Origin of the sequence: Ruegeria discodermiae, assembly GCF_030758345.1 — a bacterium.
Lineage (GTDB): Bacteria > Pseudomonadota > Alphaproteobacteria > Rhodobacterales > Rhodobacteraceae > Ruegeria_C.
In genome coordinates this window covers 1-16,182 of record NZ_JAVAMO010000025.1, presented here as the reverse complement: position 1 = coordinate 16,182, position 16,182 = coordinate 1, and the positions used below count along the sequence as shown (strand labels likewise).

General features: G+C 56.6%; 16 protein-coding genes. 15 read left to right on the top strand and 1 reads right to left on the bottom strand.

Going from position 1 to position 16,182, the window contains the following annotated elements; translation table 11 throughout:
* Positions 1 to 66: 66 nt before the first annotated feature.
* The 10 genes from Q5Y75_RS26335 (at position 67) to kce (ending at position 8,683) form a co-directional block, all read left to right on the top strand.
* Entirely contained in the window at positions 67 to 903 is an 837-nt protein-coding gene (locus tag Q5Y75_RS26335) for a cyclase family protein (protein WP_306203178.1), read from the top strand.
* A gap of 67 nt (positions 904 to 970) precedes the next feature.
* Complete coding sequence (locus Q5Y75_RS26330; RefSeq protein ID WP_306203176.1) at positions 971 to 1,315, top strand: cupin domain-containing protein; 345 nt, start codon at positions 971 to 973, stop codon at positions 1,313 to 1,315.
* A 3-nt stretch (positions 1,316 to 1,318) separates the two neighbouring features.
* Entirely contained in the window at positions 1,319 to 2,113 is a 795-nt protein-coding gene (locus tag Q5Y75_RS26325) for an SDR family NAD(P)-dependent oxidoreductase (RefSeq protein ID WP_306203175.1), read from the top strand.
* Between the two features lie 3 nt (positions 2,114 to 2,116).
* Entirely contained in the window at positions 2,117 to 3,046 is a 930-nt protein-coding gene (locus Q5Y75_RS26320; RefSeq protein WP_306203173.1) for a 3-hydroxyacyl-CoA dehydrogenase family protein, read from the top strand.
* Positions 3,047 to 3,084: 38 nt separating this feature from the next.
* The gene (locus tag Q5Y75_RS26315) at positions 3,085 to 4,359 is read left to right on the top strand and encodes an ABC transporter substrate-binding protein (protein WP_306203171.1); all 1,275 of its coding nucleotides are present in this window, start codon (positions 3,085 to 3,087) and stop codon (positions 4,357 to 4,359) included.
* 54 nt (positions 4,360 to 4,413) lie between these two features.
* Entirely contained in the window at positions 4,414 to 5,142 is a 729-nt protein-coding gene (locus Q5Y75_RS26310) for an ABC transporter ATP-binding protein (RefSeq protein WP_306203169.1), read from the top strand.
* Positions 5,135 to 5,842: an ABC transporter ATP-binding protein gene (locus tag Q5Y75_RS26305; protein ID WP_306203167.1), complete on the top strand. Its 708-nt coding sequence runs from the start codon at positions 5,135 to 5,137 to the stop codon at positions 5,840 to 5,842. Before Q5Y75_RS26310 ends, Q5Y75_RS26305 begins: the two co-directional genes overlap by 8 nt.
* 1 nt (position 5,843) lies before the next feature.
* Complete coding sequence (locus tag Q5Y75_RS26300; protein WP_306203165.1) at positions 5,844 to 6,707, top strand: branched-chain amino acid ABC transporter permease; 864 nt, start codon at positions 5,844 to 5,846, stop codon at positions 6,705 to 6,707.
* On the top strand, positions 6,704 to 7,750 hold the full coding sequence (locus Q5Y75_RS26295; protein ID WP_306203163.1) for a branched-chain amino acid ABC transporter permease: 1,047 nt from the start codon (positions 6,704 to 6,706) through the stop codon (positions 7,748 to 7,750). Before Q5Y75_RS26300 ends, Q5Y75_RS26295 begins: the two co-directional genes overlap by 4 nt.
* 3 nt (positions 7,751 to 7,753) lie before the next feature.
* On the top strand, positions 7,754 to 8,683 hold the full coding sequence (kce, locus tag Q5Y75_RS26290) for a 3,5-dioxohexanoate:acetyl-CoA acetone transferase (RefSeq protein WP_306203161.1): 930 nt from the start codon (positions 7,754 to 7,756) through the stop codon (positions 8,681 to 8,683).
* A 16-nt stretch (positions 8,684 to 8,699) separates the two neighbouring features.
* Here kce and Q5Y75_RS26285 read toward each other — a convergent pair whose 3' ends face one another.
* Entirely contained in the window at positions 8,700 to 9,632 is a 933-nt protein-coding gene (locus Q5Y75_RS26285) for a LysR family transcriptional regulator (RefSeq protein ID WP_306203159.1), read from the bottom strand.
* Between the two features lie 315 nt (positions 9,633 to 9,947).
* Here Q5Y75_RS26285 and Q5Y75_RS26280 point away from each other — a divergent pair, with 315 nt between their 5' ends.
* The 5 genes from Q5Y75_RS26280 to Q5Y75_RS26260 are packed head-to-tail and all read left to right on the top strand — an operon-like array spanning position 9,948 to position 16,141.
* Positions 9,948 to 10,955 (top strand): type 2 periplasmic-binding domain-containing protein, encoded by a 1,008-nt coding sequence (locus Q5Y75_RS26280; RefSeq protein ID WP_306203157.1) that lies wholly within the window; start codon positions 9,948 to 9,950, stop codon positions 10,953 to 10,955.
* 42 nt (positions 10,956 to 10,997) lie between these two features.
* The gene (locus Q5Y75_RS26275; protein WP_306203155.1) at positions 10,998 to 11,477 is read left to right on the top strand and encodes a TRAP transporter small permease; all 480 of its coding nucleotides are present in this window, start codon (positions 10,998 to 11,000) and stop codon (positions 11,475 to 11,477) included.
* Positions 11,477 to 12,772, top strand: coding sequence for a TRAP transporter large permease (locus tag Q5Y75_RS26270; protein WP_306203153.1), 1,296 nt, complete (start codon positions 11,477 to 11,479; stop codon positions 12,770 to 12,772). Before Q5Y75_RS26275 ends, Q5Y75_RS26270 begins: the two co-directional genes overlap by 1 nt.
* 5 nt (positions 12,773 to 12,777) lie before the next feature.
* A complete protein-coding gene (locus Q5Y75_RS26265; RefSeq protein WP_306203151.1) occupies positions 12,778 to 14,367 on the top strand; it encodes an alkaline phosphatase family protein in 1,590 nt (529 codons plus the stop codon).
* A 22-nt stretch (positions 14,368 to 14,389) separates the two neighbouring features.
* Positions 14,390 to 16,141, top strand: coding sequence for a SulP family inorganic anion transporter (locus Q5Y75_RS26260; protein WP_306203149.1), 1,752 nt, complete (start codon positions 14,390 to 14,392; stop codon positions 16,139 to 16,141).
* The last annotated feature ends 41 nt before the right edge of the window (positions 16,142 to 16,182 follow it).

Genomic DNA, 16,182 nt, shown 5'->3' with positions numbered 1-16,182 from the left:
AGGAGCCATCCTGACATTCGTAAGACGAAAACGCCGGGGCTCCGGCGAACAGAGGAGATATGCTCAATGGTTGAAATTCGCGGTATTGAATTCCAGGGAAACACTGACAATGACATGGGGCTTGAGTTCTACAATCTGAGTCACCGCTTTGGTTTCCAGAACCCGAACTGGCCCTATTTCCAAGACACTAAGATCGAACGCATTCACTACATGGCCAAGTCAGGTGTGCTGAGTCAGCGCATCACCACCACGATGCATGCGACCACACATATCGATGCGCCCGCGCATGTGGTACAGGGAACGCCGTTTATCGACGAAGTTCCCCTGCCCCACTTCTTCGGCACGGGCCTTGTCGTATCGATCCCCAAGAAGAAATGGGAACCGATCACAGGAGAGGATCTTGAAAAGGCCTGCGGTCATGCCATCCGCAAGGGTGACGTGCTGATCATCAACACGGGCTGGCACCACGATTACGAAGATGGCGACTATTTCGCCTATTGCCCGGGCCTCGTGTCGTCGGCTGCGGAATGGATGGTGGAAAAAGGTGTTAAGGTGGTGGGTCATGACACTCAGGCCAATGACCACCCGCTGGCCACCGCTATCGGCCCTCAGCGCAATGGTCCGCTGCTGCCGCATCTTGAAGAAGAGTATCGCGAATGGTCCGGCGGCAATGACTGGAAAGATGATTTCCCCGAGTGGGAGCCGGTCCACAACATCCTGTTCAAAAACGGTATTCTGGGCATTGAAAACGTCGGTGGAGACCTGGACGCAGTCACCGGCAAACGCTGTACTTTTGCGTTCTTCCCCTGGAACTGGGATCGCGGCGACGGTTGCATCATCCGTCTGGTCGCGATGATCGACAAATCTCAGGGGTTCCGGATCGACGACGGCGCGGAATTCTAACTCCTCCCCGACTGGTCGCCGGGTCATCCGGCGGCCACTTTTCATTTGAACTTCAGGGAGGATTCACATGCGCGTGAAACGCTTCAACGACGCCTCGCCCTATGAGGCACCGAACCACTTCGGATGCTACGGATTGCGATTGCAAGGTTTTGAAGAAGGTGGCCCCGAAAACCAATGGGTGGGCTACAGCCAGTTCCTGCCAGGTGGTGGGGCCGGACCGGATTCAACACCGTTCGAGAAAGTGTATGTCGTTCTCGAAGGCGAAATGACGCTGACCATCGATGGCGCGGAAACCACGCTGGGTCCGCTTGACAGTTGCACGATACCGCCCGGTGAGATCCGCCTTCTGGAAAACAAAACAAACATGACCAGCAAAATGCTGGTTGTCATCCCCTACCCGCCGGAGTCCTGACCCATGAATGCAATTCACAAACCACATTCCATGTTTGATGTAACGGACGATGTCGCCCTGATAACCGGTGCCTCGGGCGCTTTTGGCATGGTCGCCGCCCGCGTTCTGGCCGGAGCCGGGTGCAAATTGGTGCTCGTTGCTGGCAATCAGGCAGCGCTCGACGAGATCGCCGCCGAATGCCGCGAGTTGGGCGCAGATGTAACGGCAATCAACACACGTCCCCACGATGAAGATACCTGCGAAAGCCTAGTTGCTCAGGCCGTCGACGCCTACGGCAAGCTGGACATCCTCGTTGTCGCGTCCGGAATGAACAAGGTTGCGCCAATCAACGAGATGGAGCACGAGACCTTCAAGTCGGTCATGGATGCGAATGTCACGCAGACCTGGCTGCTTGCCCGAGCGGCCGCGGGGCAAATGAAACAGCATAGCTATGGCAAGATTGTCTTGGTTAGCTCAGCACGCGGGTTACTGGGCCACCCAGCCGGATACACCGCCTATTGCGCGTCCAAGGCGGCAACCGATGGCATTACCAAGGCGCTCGGCTGCGAGCTTGGCCCGACCGGGATCACGGTGAACGCAATTGCGCCGACCGTGTTTCGCTCCCCACTGACCGCCTGGATGTTCGAAGACAGCGAAGAGGCCAAGAAAGTTCGCGACGGGTTCCTGACCCGTGTTCCAAAAGGACGGCTGGGTGAGCCCGAAGACCTTGCGGGGCCGCTCTTGTTCCTGTCGTCCAGGGCATCAGACTTTTACACCGGGCATATCATGTATGCCGACGGCGGCTATACGGCGGGTTGAGCGATGGCTCGAAAGAAGCAGCAAATCGCGGTTCTGGGTGCCGGGCTTATGGGTCACGGGATTGCGCTGACCTTGGCCCGCGCAGGCCAATACGTAGCGATAACCGATCCCGTGGAAGAGACTCGCAACACGGTGGTGGCGCGCATGCGACAGAGCATGCAAGCGCTGGGGGATGACGAGTTTGTCATCGCCAAGGCTCTGAAGATGATCGAAATATTTGAAACCACAGGGGTAGCAGTACAGAAAGCCGATGTTGTATTTGAAGCCGCGCCTGAAAAACTGGCTTTGAAGCAACAGATATTTTCCGAGGTTGAGGCGCACGCGCCCGACCACTGCGTTCTGGCTTCGAACACATCCGTTATGCCGATCACGCAGATCATGGCCAACCTGCGGCTGAAAAATCGCGCTGTTGGTACGCATTGGTGGAACCCGCCGCATATGATCCCGCTTGTTGAGGTGGTCAGTACGGAATGGACCGATCCCGAGGTTGCGAAGGCCATGTTTGACCTGTTGGAGGATGCGGGCAAAACACCAGTGATGGTAAAGAAAGACGTACCCGGGTTCATCGGTAATCGATTGCAGCATGCGCTGTGGCGCGAAGCGATCAGCCTTGTCGAGAACGACATCTGCGATGCCGAGGCCGTCGATACGGTCATCAAGTCCAGCTTTGGAAGACGTCTTTCGGTATTGGGGCCGCTGGAAAACGCAGATCTCGTTGGTACGGACCTGACGCTAGATATCCATGAGAACGTTTTGAACGATCTTGAATCGCGAAAAGGTCCATCGCCGTATCTAAAAAAGCTCGTCGAAGACGGACGGTTAGGAATGAAATCCGGGGAGGGATTTCGCACCTGGACGGATGCCGAGGCCCAAGATGTACGAGACCGTGTGGCCCGTCACCTACAGCGATTGGACAAGATTCTGATCGACTGATCGAAGTCCAGGTGAATGACAAAAGGGAGGAAAAGACAATGAAATCAATTCGGAGTTCGCGCCGCTCGTTTTTGGCCGGATCAGCGGCGCTCTTGGCGGCACCTGCGATTCTGACCAGTACACGGGCCTATGCAGCCACACCGACATTGCGTGTCGGCCATGTCAGCCCGCGTACCGGACCGTTGGCAGGCTTTGCCGAAGCCGACGAGTTCGTTCTTGCAGGTATTCAGGAAGCGTTCGCGGGCGGGATCGAAAACAATGGCAAGGCGTGGAATGTCGAGATCATCTCGAAAGACAGCCAGTCCAACCCGAACCGCGCCGCCGAGGTCGCAGCCGACCTCATCCTGGGCGATGAGGTCGATATCATTGTTGCCGCCTCGACGCCTGACACAGTCAACCCGGTCAGCGATCAGGCCGAGGTCAATGAAGTTCCCTGCATTACAACGGATTGCCCCTGGCAACCCTATTTCTTTGGCCGAAACGGCGTGCCTGGCGAAGGGTTTCAAAGCACCTATCACTTCTTTTGGGGGCTTGAGGACGTCATCGGTGCCTTCCTCGGCATGTGGGACCAGTCTGGCGTAACAAAGACCGTTGGCGGTCTGTTCCCCAACGATGCGGACGGAAACGCATGGGGGGACGCCGAGCTGGGTCTGCCCAAGCCGTTGGCCCAAGCCGGATATACCCTGACCGATCCCGGTCGGTATCAGCCTCTGTCCGACGATTTCTCGAACCAGATCGCGGCGTTCAAATCCGCTAGTTGCGAGATCGTCACGGGAAACATGATCCCGCCCGATTTCGGTACGTTCTGGAGCCAGTCTGCACAGCAGGGCTTCAACCCAAAAGTTGTAACCATCGGCAAAGCGCTGTTGTTCCCATCGGTGATAGAGGCCTTGGGCGACCGTGGCGATGGCCTGAGCTCGGAGGTTTGGTGGTCGCCGAACCATCCGTTCTCATCTTCGCTCACAGGCACGTCTTCCAAGGAATTGGCTGACGGATATAGAGCCGCATCGGGTCGCCCGTGGACACAGCCCATCGGCTTTAAACATGCCCTGTTCGAAGTTGTCGCTGACGTTGTTCGCCGCGCCGAGGATCTGGAAGACTACGAAGCGATTACCGCTGCAATTCCTGAAACAAATCTCGATACGATTGTCGGCACGGTGAACTGGGCGGATGGTCCGATCAACAACGTGACCAAGACACCGCTGGTAGCCGGGCAGTGGCAGAAGGAGGGCGATGCCTTCGATCTGAAGATCGTTGCCAATTCGGCGGCACCAAACATCCCAGTTACCGCTGACTTGAAACTCCTGGGCTAACGCCAACCGAGCGGTGCCCGCCCGGGTGCCGCTCGCTTAAACACAGAGAATGACATGACCTCTCTTTTGACACTCGACGGTCTTTGCAAAGCCTACGGCGCGGTGAAAGTCGCGGATGAGCTGAGCTATGACGTGACCACTGGCGATGCTCTTGGCGTCATCGGACCAAACGGGGCGGGCAAGACCTCAATGTTCAACCTGATAACTGGGACCGTAAGCCCGGATTCAGGAACAGTCACCTTCGCGGGACAGAATGTCACCGGCTGGAGCGCCGCTAAACGCAGCCATTTTGGGATTGCCCGGTCCTTTCAGGTTCCGCAGCCGTTTTCAAATATGACCGTGTTCGAAAACGCGATGGTCGCTGCAACGCAATCCGCTGGCCTGTATGGGCGCGAGGCCGAAGCGCTGTGTCTGGACGTGCTGGAGAAGACAGAACTGTTGTCCAAGGCCAACACACCCGCAGGCGGTTTGACACTGTTGGGTCGCAAAAGACTAGAGCTGACGCGGGCGTTATGCGCCAAACCCAAGCTTTTGCTGCTGGATGAAATTGCGGGGGGTCTGACCGAAGGCGAATGCCAATCGCTGGTCCAGACCATCAAGGATATCCACGCCTCGGGCGTCACGATCATCTGGATTGAGCACGTGGTTCATGCGCTTCTGGCCGTGGTCGACCGTCTGATCGTGATCGATTTCGGCAGAAAAATTGCCGAAGGCGAACCCAAAGCGATCATGGAAAGCCCTGAAGTCAAAGAGATTTATCTGGGGATCGAAGCCGATGCCTGATCCGATCTTAAAAATGCAGGGGCTCAATGCCCATTACGGTGATTTCCAGGCGCTTTACGGCGTGGATATGGACGTGGCGCAGGGCGAAATACTGGCCATCATCGGGGCGAATGGCGCTGGGAAGACAACCTTGATGCGGTCGATCACCGGGTTGCTGTCCAATGCACCGGGTCAGATCACCTATGAAAACGAAGATATCAGCCGATTGCGGGCCGATGAAATTGCAGCGCGTGGGTTGGCCATGGTGCCCGAAGGCCGACAACTTTTCCCGTCACTTTCGGTCCGGGAGAATCTGATCATCGGCGGTCAAATAGGGCGCAAAGGTCCTTGGGATCTGAATGCAGTCTACAAGCTGTTCCCAATCCTTGAGGAGCGGAAGGATCAGCAATCAACCTCACTGTCGGGCGGCCAACAACAGATGGTGGCCATTGGCAGGGCTCTGATGGCCAACCCCGACCTGATCCTGTTTGACGAGATAAGCCTCGGGTTGGCACCGATCATCATCAAGGACATTTACGAAGCGCTGCCAAACATCATCGGCGAAGGTATGAGCGCCGTAATCGTCGAGCAGGACATCACCAAGGCGTTGTCGGTCAGTTCTCGCGTCTATTGCCTGCAAGAGGGGCGGGTGTCGCTCGAAGGCGGCTCGGACACCGTATCGCGGGAAGACATCTCGCGCGCTTATTTTGGGATCGAATAATATGGAATGGCTGAACGCAGTGGTGCAAGGCACCCTACTTGGCGGTCTCTACGCGCTGTTTGCGGCAGGGCTGAGCTTGATTTTCGGCATTATGCGTCTCGTCAATATCGCGCATGGTGATCTGATTGTGCTGGGCGCGTATCTGGGTCTGGTTGTGACCACTAGCACGGGCCTGCATCCGTTGCTTGCGCTGGCTTTCGTTGTTCCGGCAATGGCGCTGATTGGCTATGCCCTACAGCGCGGTTTGCTCAACCAGACGCTGGGCGATGACCTGCTGCCGCCGCTTCTGGTGACCTTCGGCCTCAGCGTGATCCTGCAAAACGGGCTGCTCGAGGTATTCACCGCGGACCCGCAAAAGATAAGCGCGGGCGCTTTGGAAACTGCAAGCATCTCCGCCGGAGGGCTGTCATTGGGAATACTGCCTGTTTTGACATTCGCAATCGCAATTGCGGTGATCTGGGGGTTGCAATGGACCTTCTACCACACCGCCCTGGGCCGCGCCTTTCGCGCTGTTTCGGACAATCAGGACATTGCACAGCTTATGGGTCTCAACCGACGGCATATTTTCGGGCTCGCGATGGCGCTTGCACTTGGGGTGACCGCGATTGCAGGCGTACTGCTGGGCATCCGCACCAGTTTTGACCCGTCCATTGGCAGTGGGCGCCTGATCTTTGGCTTCGAGGCCGTTATAATCGGCGGCCTTGGTAACCTTTGGGGTACGCTGGTCGGTGGCGTAATCTTAGGTGTCGCCCAGACAATCGGGGCCAAATTCGATCCCGGCTGGCAAATTCTGGCAGGTCATGTGGCCTTTCTGGTCATTCTCGCAATTCGCCCGAACGGCTTGTTCCCGAGGGTTTCGGCATGACGACTCAGACCCATACCATAACGCGCTCATCTAATGCCGCTCGTGTAGCTGCAGTGATCGGAGCCCTTGTCCTGATTGTACTGATTGCCGCCCCTTGGTGGGCAGGCCGCGCCGACATGCGCCTGATGGGAGAGCTGTTCCTCTATCTGGCGCTTGCAAGCCTGTGGAACCTGCTGGCGGGCTATGCCGGGCTGGTATCCGTCGGCCAACAGGCCTTTGTCGGGTTTGGCGGCTACATGCTGTTTGCCTTGACCATCTTTGGCGGCTTGCACCCGCTTGCGGCGATTGCGCTCGCCGGAATGTTGGGTGCATTGATCTCTGTACCCGTTGCGGTTCTGATCTTCCGGCTACGCGGAGCGTATTTCGCCATCGGGACCTGGGTGATAGCCGAGGTCTTCCGGTTGGGCTTTGCTCAGATATCAGCACTGGGTGGGGGATCCGGGTCATCGCTGCCGGTCGCGATCGTGAAGTCCTTGGCCGATAAGCGGGCAATGCGGGAATCTCTGAGCTATTGGCTGGCACTTGGGGCAGCCATACTCGTGATCACCGCCGTCTACTTGTTTTTAAGGTCCCGAAAAGGACTGGCTTTGACGGCAATCCGCGACAACGAACTGGCGGCGAGCAGTCTGGGCATCGATATCTGGCGGACCAAGTTCATCGTCTATGTCGTGACTTCAGCGCTGACGGCAATGATCGGTGCTTTGATCTTCCTGCAAAAGCTGCGGATTTCCCCGGATGCCGCATTCAACGTCAACGACTGGACAGCCTTTGTGATCTTCATCGTGGTCATAGGCGGCATCGGCACCATCGAAGGTCCGATCATCGGTGCGCTGGTCTTTTTCGCATTGCGTGAAACTCTAGCCGATCTGGGAACCATCTATCTGATGGTGCTGGGGCTTGTGGCGATCGTCATGATGCTCAAGGCCCCCAAAGGTATATGGGGCCTCATTAGAAGCCGTTTTGACCTTCAGATTTTCCCCCTTGGGTATCGGGTGATCGCATCCGAAGGCCCGACTTCACCCGAAACAGAAAAGGAAGCCTGATCCATGGCACGCCAAAAGACTGTCATTACGTGCGCCATTACTGGTGCGATTCACACCCCAACCATGTCGGATGCGCTTCCATATACCGCGGATGACATCGCCAGCCAGGCCTTGGCCGCCGCCGAGGCAGGCGCTTCGGTTCTGCATCTTCACGCCCGCAATCCCGAGAATGGCGCGGTTTCGATTGATCCCGATAACTTCGCGGCGTTCTTGCCACGGATCAAACAGGCCACGGACGCCGTCGTGAACCTTTCCACGGGCGGTAGTTTGACCAACACAATCGACGAACGTATCGCGCCGGCGCTGAAGTTCTCGCCCGAAATGTGCTCGATGAACATGGGCTCGATGAATTTCTCGTTCCACCCGCTGGCGAAACGATATGACGAATTCAAATTCGATTGGGAGAAGGCCTACATCGAGAATTCGGACACCTATATCTTCCGCAACACCTTCGCCGACATTCAGAATGCCGCCAATCAGCTTGCCCCGCATGACATCAAGTTCGAGCACGAATGCTATGACGTTGGCCATCTCTATAACCTGAAATTCTGCATGGATATCGGGTTGTTCAAAGCTCCAATCTTCATCCAATTCATCTTTGGCATCCTCGGCGGGATCGGGCCGGAAGTGGACAACCTTATCTTCATGAAGCGCACCGCTGACCGGTTGTTCGGCGACAATTATCGCTGGTCAGTCTTGGGTGCGGGTGGTTCGCAGATGTCGCTGGCGACCACGGCCAGTCAGATGGGCGGCAATGTGCGCGTCGGACTGGAAGACAGCCTGTTCATCTCTCGCGGCAAGCTTGCGGAGTCGAACGCGCAGCAAGTCGCTAAGATCCGCCGTATCGTCGAAGACCTCGGTTGCGAGGTGGCCAGCCCGGATGAAGCCCGAGAAATACTGGCGCTCAAGGGCGGGGACCGTGTCAATTTCTAAACGCGACACTTGGACTTCAGCGCGATCTCTCCGGAGATCGTGCGCCGCGGGCCGCCATCTTCGCACGTAGGTGTGCCTTGAAATCCGACGTCAGCTTGGTTTCAGTGCGCTGCGTCAAAGTGATTGCGCTTACGTCGTGTCTGACGTCAGGAAGATCAATGGGGACGATGCCAAGATTGTCGCTCCCGTCGTGGCTCAGAGCATACCGCGGCAGAACGGTAAGAAAGTCCGTCACCGTCAGAAGCTCCAGTACAGCACCAGCGGATTCGCTTTGAAAGGCCACACGCGGCGCCACGATACCCAGCAGGCGCAGCGCATCCTCCATGTCGGATCGCAAAAGACTGCGATCCGAGTGCCCCACCCAAGTGTAGCCTTGCAGATCGACGGAAGTCCGGCTTTCAACCGCAGTCAAAGGATGTCCTTTGCGGCCGACAACAACGTTGCTATCGCTGAACAGCCGTTCAAGCGTCAGCTCGGTGTTTCCTTGTTCGGCGAATTTCGATGGCCCCACGATCACATCGATCTGGTTATGGTAGAGCTTCTCCATCAAGCCCGCGCGGTAATCTGGGATAAGGTCAATCCGAATATTAGGACGTTCCGACAAAAAGTCGGCAATCGCTTCGGTCATCAGGCTTTTGCAAAGAAACGGCGGCGCTCCCAGCTTCAGGACCCCAAAGAATCCGCGTGCGCCAAAGTCGACCATTTCAGCTGCGCGCAGACGGGCGGAGCGAATGGCCTTTCCTTGTTGCGAAAGCTCAAGCCCGATCGCAGTGGGCGTCAATGGCCGGGTCGTGCGTTCAAAAAGCGTCATACCAGTTCGCAATTCAAGATTAGCTATCATGCGGCTCAGGGCAGGCTGGGAAGTTCCGAGTTTCTCAGCCGCAAGCTGCAATGTGCCTTCCTCGACGATTACGGCGAGTTGCTCAAGATGACGGGGGTCAATCAGCATATCATTAACGCATGTTATCTTACCAACGAATTATTAGACTGTTATGTTAATCTTGACGATCATCCAAGCAAGGGAAAAGTACAAAAGCGTTCGCGCCGTCTTTGGGAGGAGATTGTATGTGTTCCGCACACCAATCACACCAGTCGAAAAGTACCGACATTTTTGGGTCGGCAACCGCGCTTGGTTGAGGCGCCTGAACTGCGCCAACGCCCCCAACAAAAGCCACACGCTGTCTTAGGGTTCCCGCTTCACTATAGGCGCGTTGAACCGTCCGGGAAATGACGACTGAACATCTATGATGAGGAGGAAAATGAAATGAAATCCAAGCTACTTATGGCGGCGGTCGCAATGACCTTTTCTGCCGGAATGGCGGACGCGAAAACCAGGCTATTGGTGAATTGCTTCTGGCCCCCGAAACACTTTGCCTGCTCCGAGGTCCTTCCCACTTGGATCGAAGAGGTGGAGCGGGTCACCGAGGGACGCGTAACCGGGATCATTCCTCCAAAATCAGTAGCCCCACCACCAGAGCAACTCGCCTCAGTCGAAAAGGGGCTGGCAGATGTCGCAGTTCAGTTCAACGGTCTGATTCAAAACCGGGTCACTGGACCGTTGGTCGCAATGCAGCCCTTTACCGGAACCCATGACGCGGAACAAATGAGCCGCGCCCTTTGGGCGACGAACCGTGAGTACTTTCCGGATGAATTCGACACGGTTGAACTGATTTCACAATTCGTGATTTCCCCGGCCGAGCTGTACAGCCAGAATGACACACCGATCAATTCGATCGACGAGTTGGCAGGCCGCAAGATGTGGGTTCTGCCCGGCCCCCTTGCGGCGATCACAAAAAATCTTGGCTCGGGCGTTGTTTCTAGCCCCGCCGTGAAATCGAACGAGATCATCTCACGGGGTGTTGTGGATGGCCACCTGGGCCTGGACCCGCAAGCGGTGAAGGCTTTCCAGCTTTTGCCCTACACCAAGTCCACTACATCCTTTGACACGGCCATCTATTCCACGTCCTTTTCGGTTTTTGTCAGCAAAGAAAAATGGGACGAAATCTCGCCCGAGGATCAGGCCGCAATCATGAGCGTTTCTGGTGATGTCCTGGGGGTCGCGTTCGGTGCGCGCTGGAACCAAGCCGCGGAAGAAGCCGAAGCCTCTTATGAAGAGGCTGGCATTACCGTTGTCGAAGCTGACCCAGCTTTCGCTGAGGCGCTGGCCAACGCATCGGCGTTTGTGACCGAAGACTGGATCAAGGCTGCAAACGAAACCGGCATAGACGGCGCGGCGGCGCTCGAATTCTACAAGGCACAATTGGCGCAGTAACTGCGCGTGGTCAGGGGAGGAGGGCTTATGGCTGAAACAGTTTTGAACGGGATCATTCGAGTTTTGGAGGTGCTGTGCAGCATTGTCCTTGCGGCCATGATGCTCCTGACCTTTGTCGATGTGATCGGCAGATACTTGTTGGGAGCGCCGGTATTCGGCGCTTCCGAGATGATTTCGACGATGCTGGCTCTGACGATCTTCATGGGTCTTGGCATCGCCAACGCCCGTGACAAACACATCGTGGTCGAGCTGTTCGATCATAAGATCCGAGCATTATCGCCGCGGCTTTATGATGTGGTCGTGCAGGGCTTTTCGATCATCGCAATGCTTTTGATTGTCTATGTCCTGTGGGAACAGGCCGTTGAAGCCGCCCATGTCGGGTCGATGACAGTTGTTCTTGAATGGCCACTTGCATGGATCACCGGAACGGTCGCCGCTTTGGCAGCACTCAGTGTCGTCAGCCAGATCCTTGGTTTGATCGTCGCGCGTCCGGACGACCACATTCATCTGGAGGACGTGTAATGGCGACAGCACTCATCGGTTTTGCCGCGCTTCTTGCGCTTTGTTTTCTGGGATTTCGCGTCGGCTTCGCCACGCTGATTGTCGGCTTCGTCGGCTTTGCAACCCAGCGCGGGTGGGAGGCTTCTTTTGCCATGGTGGGTCAACAGATCTTCCATGACAGTATGAACTACAATCTCAGTGTCATTCCCCTGTTCATCCTGATGGGCGTACTGATCGTACACGCGCGCATCAGTCAGGATCTTTATGACGCGGCTTATGCCGCTCTCGGCAAGTTTCGCGGTGGGCTTGCCCTGGCGACAGTGTTGGCAGCAGGCGGTTTCTCGGCTGTTTGCGGATCGACCTTGGCGACGGCTGCTACAATGGCCAAAGTCGCGATGCCGCCGATGCGGAATTACAATTACTCCAATCGCTTGGCGTCCGGCACAATCGCTGCGGGCGGCACGCTTGGGATCATGATCCCGCCATCGGTACCGCTAGTCATTTACGGGATTATCGCCGAACAGGACATCGGACTACTCTTTATCGCGGGAATTTTGCCCGGGCTATTGCTGGTCACGCTGTTCCTGATCTGTGTGGGCTGGGTGGTGCGCCGCGATCCGACTGCCGCGCCCCCTGCCCCTCCGCTGGAGCCAGAACGCAAGAAAGAAGCCGTTCGCGGGACTATGCCGGTGCTAGTACTTTTCCTTGTTGTGCTGGGCGGTATCTATTCCGGTGCATTCACCGCTACCGAAGCCGCAGGCATTGGCTCTTTCGGCGCGGCGGTCATCGCGGTTTTGCGAGGGCACATGCGCTCACTATCGGAATGGAAAGACTGCTTGGTCGAAGCGACGACGACGACCGCCACGATCTTCCTAGTCCTGCTTGGCGCCATCGTTTTCTCGCAGTTTATCAACCTCAGCGGAATGCCCTACGATTTGCTCGACATGGTTGACGAGTGGCAGCTGTCTCCATTCGGACTGGTCATCTTCGTCTGCATCATCGCCATTCTGATGGGTATGGTGTTCGAGGCCATCGGCATTCTGGTGCTGTTGGTCCCGGTCTTCCTTCCGGCGCTGACGATCAATGGTATCGATATGATCTGGTTCGGAATCCTGATCGTGCTGGTCAGCGAAATCGGCCTGATCACGCCGCCAATCGGCATGAATGTCTTTGTTGTAAAATCTGTTTTACCAGAGGTTCCGCTGGGCAAAATTTTCCGCGGCGTCGTTCCCTACATCTTCGCATTGGTAATCGGTCTGGTGCTTGTGATCGCCATCCCGCCAATTGCGACCTTACTGCCCGGACTAATGAGGTAGCAGCCATGACCAAAGTTAAGAATATCCTCTTCATTATGGCGGACCAGCTTCGGTGGGACTACCTGAGTTGCTACGGGCACCCGCACCTGCACACGCCAAACATTGACCGGCTGGCCGAAAAGGGCGTGCGGTTTGACCGCGCCTATGTTCAGTCACCGGTTTGCGGACCGTCACGGGCTTCTTGTTACACCGGCCGCACTGTGTTCAGCCACGGTGCGACTTGGAACCGGGTTCCGCTGCCGATTGGCGAGCTGACCCTTGGCGATTACCTGAGACCTTTAGGCGTTCGCACGGCGGTAGTCGGCAAGACGCACATGATCCCCGACCGCGAAGGTATGGCGCGGCTTGGTCTGAATAGCGATACTGAAATCGGCGTTCGCATCAGCCAACCCGGCTTTGACCCTTATGAACGCGACGACGGCTTGCACCCCGATGGGGTTCTGAAAGCCAAGGGCGGCAAGCTGCGCTATAACGACTGGCTGTGGTCCAAGGGATACGACGGAGACAACCCCTGGAACGATTGGGCGAACTCTGCCGATGGTCCGAATGGTGAGCTTCTGTCCGGTTGGCACCTGAAGAACTCCAACCTTCCCGCACGGGTAAAGGAAGAACACTCCGAAACCGCCTATATGACGATGCGGGCGCAGGAGTTTATCGAGGAAAGCGGCGACACGCCCTGGCTGTGCCACCTGAGTTACATCAAACCGCACTGGCCTTATATGGCACCGGCCCCCTACCATGACATCTACGGGCCTGAGAGCTTTGTGCCCATCGTCCGGGACGAATGCGAGCGCGAAGACCCCAATCCGGTTTTCCAAGCCTTCATGAGCATGGAAGTCAGCGAAACCTTCTCCATGCAGGGTGCAAGAGAAACCGTTTTGCCTGCCTATATGGGTATGATCAAACAGATCGACGATCACCTTGGTCGTCTTTTTGCCTGGCTGGAGGAAACCGGCAAGGACAAGGAAACGATGATTGTCCTGACCTCGGATCACGGGGATTACTTGGGCGATCACTGGCTGGGCGAAAAAGAGCTGTTTCACGAATGCTCTGTCCGGGTTCCGCTGATCATCTATGATCCTCGTTCTGAAGCGGACGCGACACGCGGCACTGCTTCCGACGCGTTGGTTGAGGCGATTGACCTGGTGCCCACGTTCTTGGAGGCCACCGGTGCGCCGTCCGCCAATCACCGGCTCGAAGGTCGCTCGCTAATTCCGCTTTTGCAAGCCGGCACGCCTGATGACTGGCGCGAGACAGTCTTTTCCGAAATAGACTATGGGTTTTATGCCGCTCGCGACACGCTCAAGGTCGGTCCCTCCGATGCGCGCGGCTATATGATCCGCTCAGAAGACTGGAAGTACGTGTATTTCAAAGGCTTCCCACCCCAGCTTTTTGATTTGCTGAACGACCCGCTGGAACTGAACGATCTGGGGCGAAAGTCGGAATATGAAGCTCAGCGGCGGAATATGCATGCGTTGTTGCTGGAACGGCTTATCAGCCGAAAGAACCGGGTTACGATGACTGATGAGGAAACTCTGGCGCTGCGACGCGATGAAGACACGTCCGGCATTATGATTGGAAAGTGGGCCCCTTAACCCACCATTGAAGAACGAAAAGATGAAACGGATGACAAACCTTGCGGGGTTTGAATGGCTGACTGCTGTCAATCGTTCCTCGCTCAAGTCTGATGCTTTTGCCGGGCTGACCGGCGCGGCTGTGGTCTTGCCACAGGCGGTCGCGTTTGCCGCCATTGCCGGGCTGCCTCCGGAATACGGTCTTTACACTGCGATGGTGACACCGGTCGTGGCGGCATTGCTCGGATCATCTCTGGTCATGGTGTCCGGACCCACCACGGCCATATCCGCTGTGGTGTTTTCAACATTGGCGGGCAGTCTGGAGCCAGGGTCGCCCGAATTTGTCCAAGCCGCCATTGTTCTGGCCCTTATGGTGGGCGTTATTCAAACTGTTCTGGCTATCGCCAAGGTCGGACGACTGGCAGGTTTTGTGTCACATTCTGTCATGACCGGCTTCACCGCCGCTGCCGCTATTCTGATCGGCGTCAGCCAGTTCGGCCCTGCATTGGGTTTGCCACCCTCCAAGGGGCATGGCGTTTTGGGGCGGCTCGAGGCGCTGATCGAATCCGCGCATCAGTACAGCGTGCCTGCAGTGATCTGCGCCGCTGTGACGTTGGCAACGGTCGTGCTATTCCGCATATTCCTGCCCCGCTGGCCCGGCTTCCTGCTTGCCATCGTAGCGGGAACGCTTGTGGTTCAAATCATGGGAGGCGAAGCCACCAACCTCAGCTTCATCGGGTCGTTGCCAGCCGCCTATCCTTCGCTGCACTTTCCGCAAATTGGCTCATTGAACCTGCCCGAACTGATGCAAAGCGCATTTGCCATTTCGCTGATCGGTCTGCTGGAAGCGATCGCCATCGGCCGCAGCCTGGCCCATCGAACCCGAACCGAGTTTTCCGCCAACCGCGAAGTTTTTGGGCAAGGTGTCTCGAACACCGTGGGTAGCCTGTTTCAATGCTACCCGGCCTCAGGCTCTTTCACTCGATCCGGGGTAAATCTTGAGGCCGGCGCCAGCACACCCTTCGCGGCTGTGTTCTCTGCCCTGTTTCTTGTCGTGATGGTCATGATTTTCCGACCATTAGTCGAGATTGTTCCTATCGCATCAATTGCAGGGTTGATCCTATATGTAGCTTGGAAACTGCTGGACTTTAAAGAGTTCAGCCATCTGATCCGAACAAGTCCGCGCGAGACGACAATCGCTGCCTTGACCTTTCTAACAGGGACACTCGTGGACCTTGAGTTTGCCATCTATGTCGGCACGTTCGCCTCGCTCGCAGTGTTCCTCAGTAAAAGCGCAAATCCGGTGCTCGCCGTTGGCGCACCGGACCCAGGCGCCGAGCATCGCAAGATTAAAAACGCTGAAATGTTCGGTCTGAAAGAATGTCCGAGCGTTCTGATCGCGCGTCTGGATGGCCCTTTGTTCTTTGGCTCCGTGGACTCGATTAACCTGCAGCTCCGCAAGCTTGCCCGAACGCGCCCGGATCAGGTCAATCTCGTATTGATCCTGCACGGTGTTGGCGACGTTGATCTTCCAGGTGTTCAACTGTTGGAACGAGAAGTCGAAAGACGGCGATCACTGGGTGGCGACGTGTTTGTCGTGGCCCACTATCCGCCACTTGCCAAACGGCTAAAGAACCTTGGGTTCGTCGACATTGTCGGATCAGAACACCTCTATGAAAACAAAGGCGAAGCCATAGCAGCTGCCATTGCCAACACCGGAAGCGACATCTGTTTGAACTGCACAATGCGCGTGTTCAAAGAATGCGCTGGCCGGCCTGGCGCCAAACAGGAATAGGAATGCAGGAGCAAGGGATGAACGAGAAACCTCTAACGCTG

Bases quoted from the DNA above. Each gene is read 5' to 3' on its own strand.
- Q5Y75_RS26335 (WP_306203178.1), top strand. From the start codon at position 67: ATGGTTGAAATTCGCGGTATTGAATTCCAGGGAAACACTGACAATGAC.
- Q5Y75_RS26270 (WP_306203153.1), top strand. From the start codon at position 11,477: ATGGCGACAGCACTCATCGGTTTTGCCGCGCTTCTTGCGCTTTGTTTT.
- Q5Y75_RS26325 (WP_306203175.1), top strand. From the start codon at position 1,319: ATGAATGCAATTCACAAACCACATTCCATGTTTGATGTAACGGACGAT.
- kce (WP_306203161.1), top strand. From the start codon at position 7,754: ATGGCACGCCAAAAGACTGTCATTACGTGCGCCATTACTGGTGCGATT.
- Q5Y75_RS26330 (WP_306203176.1), top strand. From the start codon at position 971: ATGCGCGTGAAACGCTTCAACGACGCCTCGCCCTATGAGGCACCGAAC.
- Q5Y75_RS26305 (WP_306203167.1), top strand. From the start codon at position 5,135: ATGCCTGATCCGATCTTAAAAATGCAGGGGCTCAATGCCCATTACGGT.
- Q5Y75_RS26320 (WP_306203173.1), top strand. From the start codon at position 2,117: ATGGCTCGAAAGAAGCAGCAAATCGCGGTTCTGGGTGCCGGGCTTATG.
- Q5Y75_RS26260 (WP_306203149.1), top strand. From the start codon at position 14,390: ATGAAACGGATGACAAACCTTGCGGGGTTTGAATGGCTGACTGCTGTC.
- Q5Y75_RS26310 (WP_306203169.1), top strand. From the start codon at position 4,414: ATGACCTCTCTTTTGACACTCGACGGTCTTTGCAAAGCCTACGGCGCG.
- Q5Y75_RS26295 (WP_306203163.1), top strand. From the start codon at position 6,704: ATGACGACTCAGACCCATACCATAACGCGCTCATCTAATGCCGCTCGT.
- Q5Y75_RS26280 (WP_306203157.1), top strand. From the start codon at position 9,948: ATGAAATCCAAGCTACTTATGGCGGCGGTCGCAATGACCTTTTCTGCC.
- Q5Y75_RS26315 (WP_306203171.1), top strand. From the start codon at position 3,085: ATGAAATCAATTCGGAGTTCGCGCCGCTCGTTTTTGGCCGGATCAGCG.
- Q5Y75_RS26300 (WP_306203165.1), top strand. From the start codon at position 5,844: ATGGAATGGCTGAACGCAGTGGTGCAAGGCACCCTACTTGGCGGTCTC.
- Q5Y75_RS26265 (WP_306203151.1), top strand. From the start codon at position 12,778: ATGACCAAAGTTAAGAATATCCTCTTCATTATGGCGGACCAGCTTCGG.
- Q5Y75_RS26285 (WP_306203159.1), bottom strand. From the start codon at position 9,632: ATGCTGATTGACCCCCGTCATCTTGAGCAACTCGCCGTAATCGTCGAG.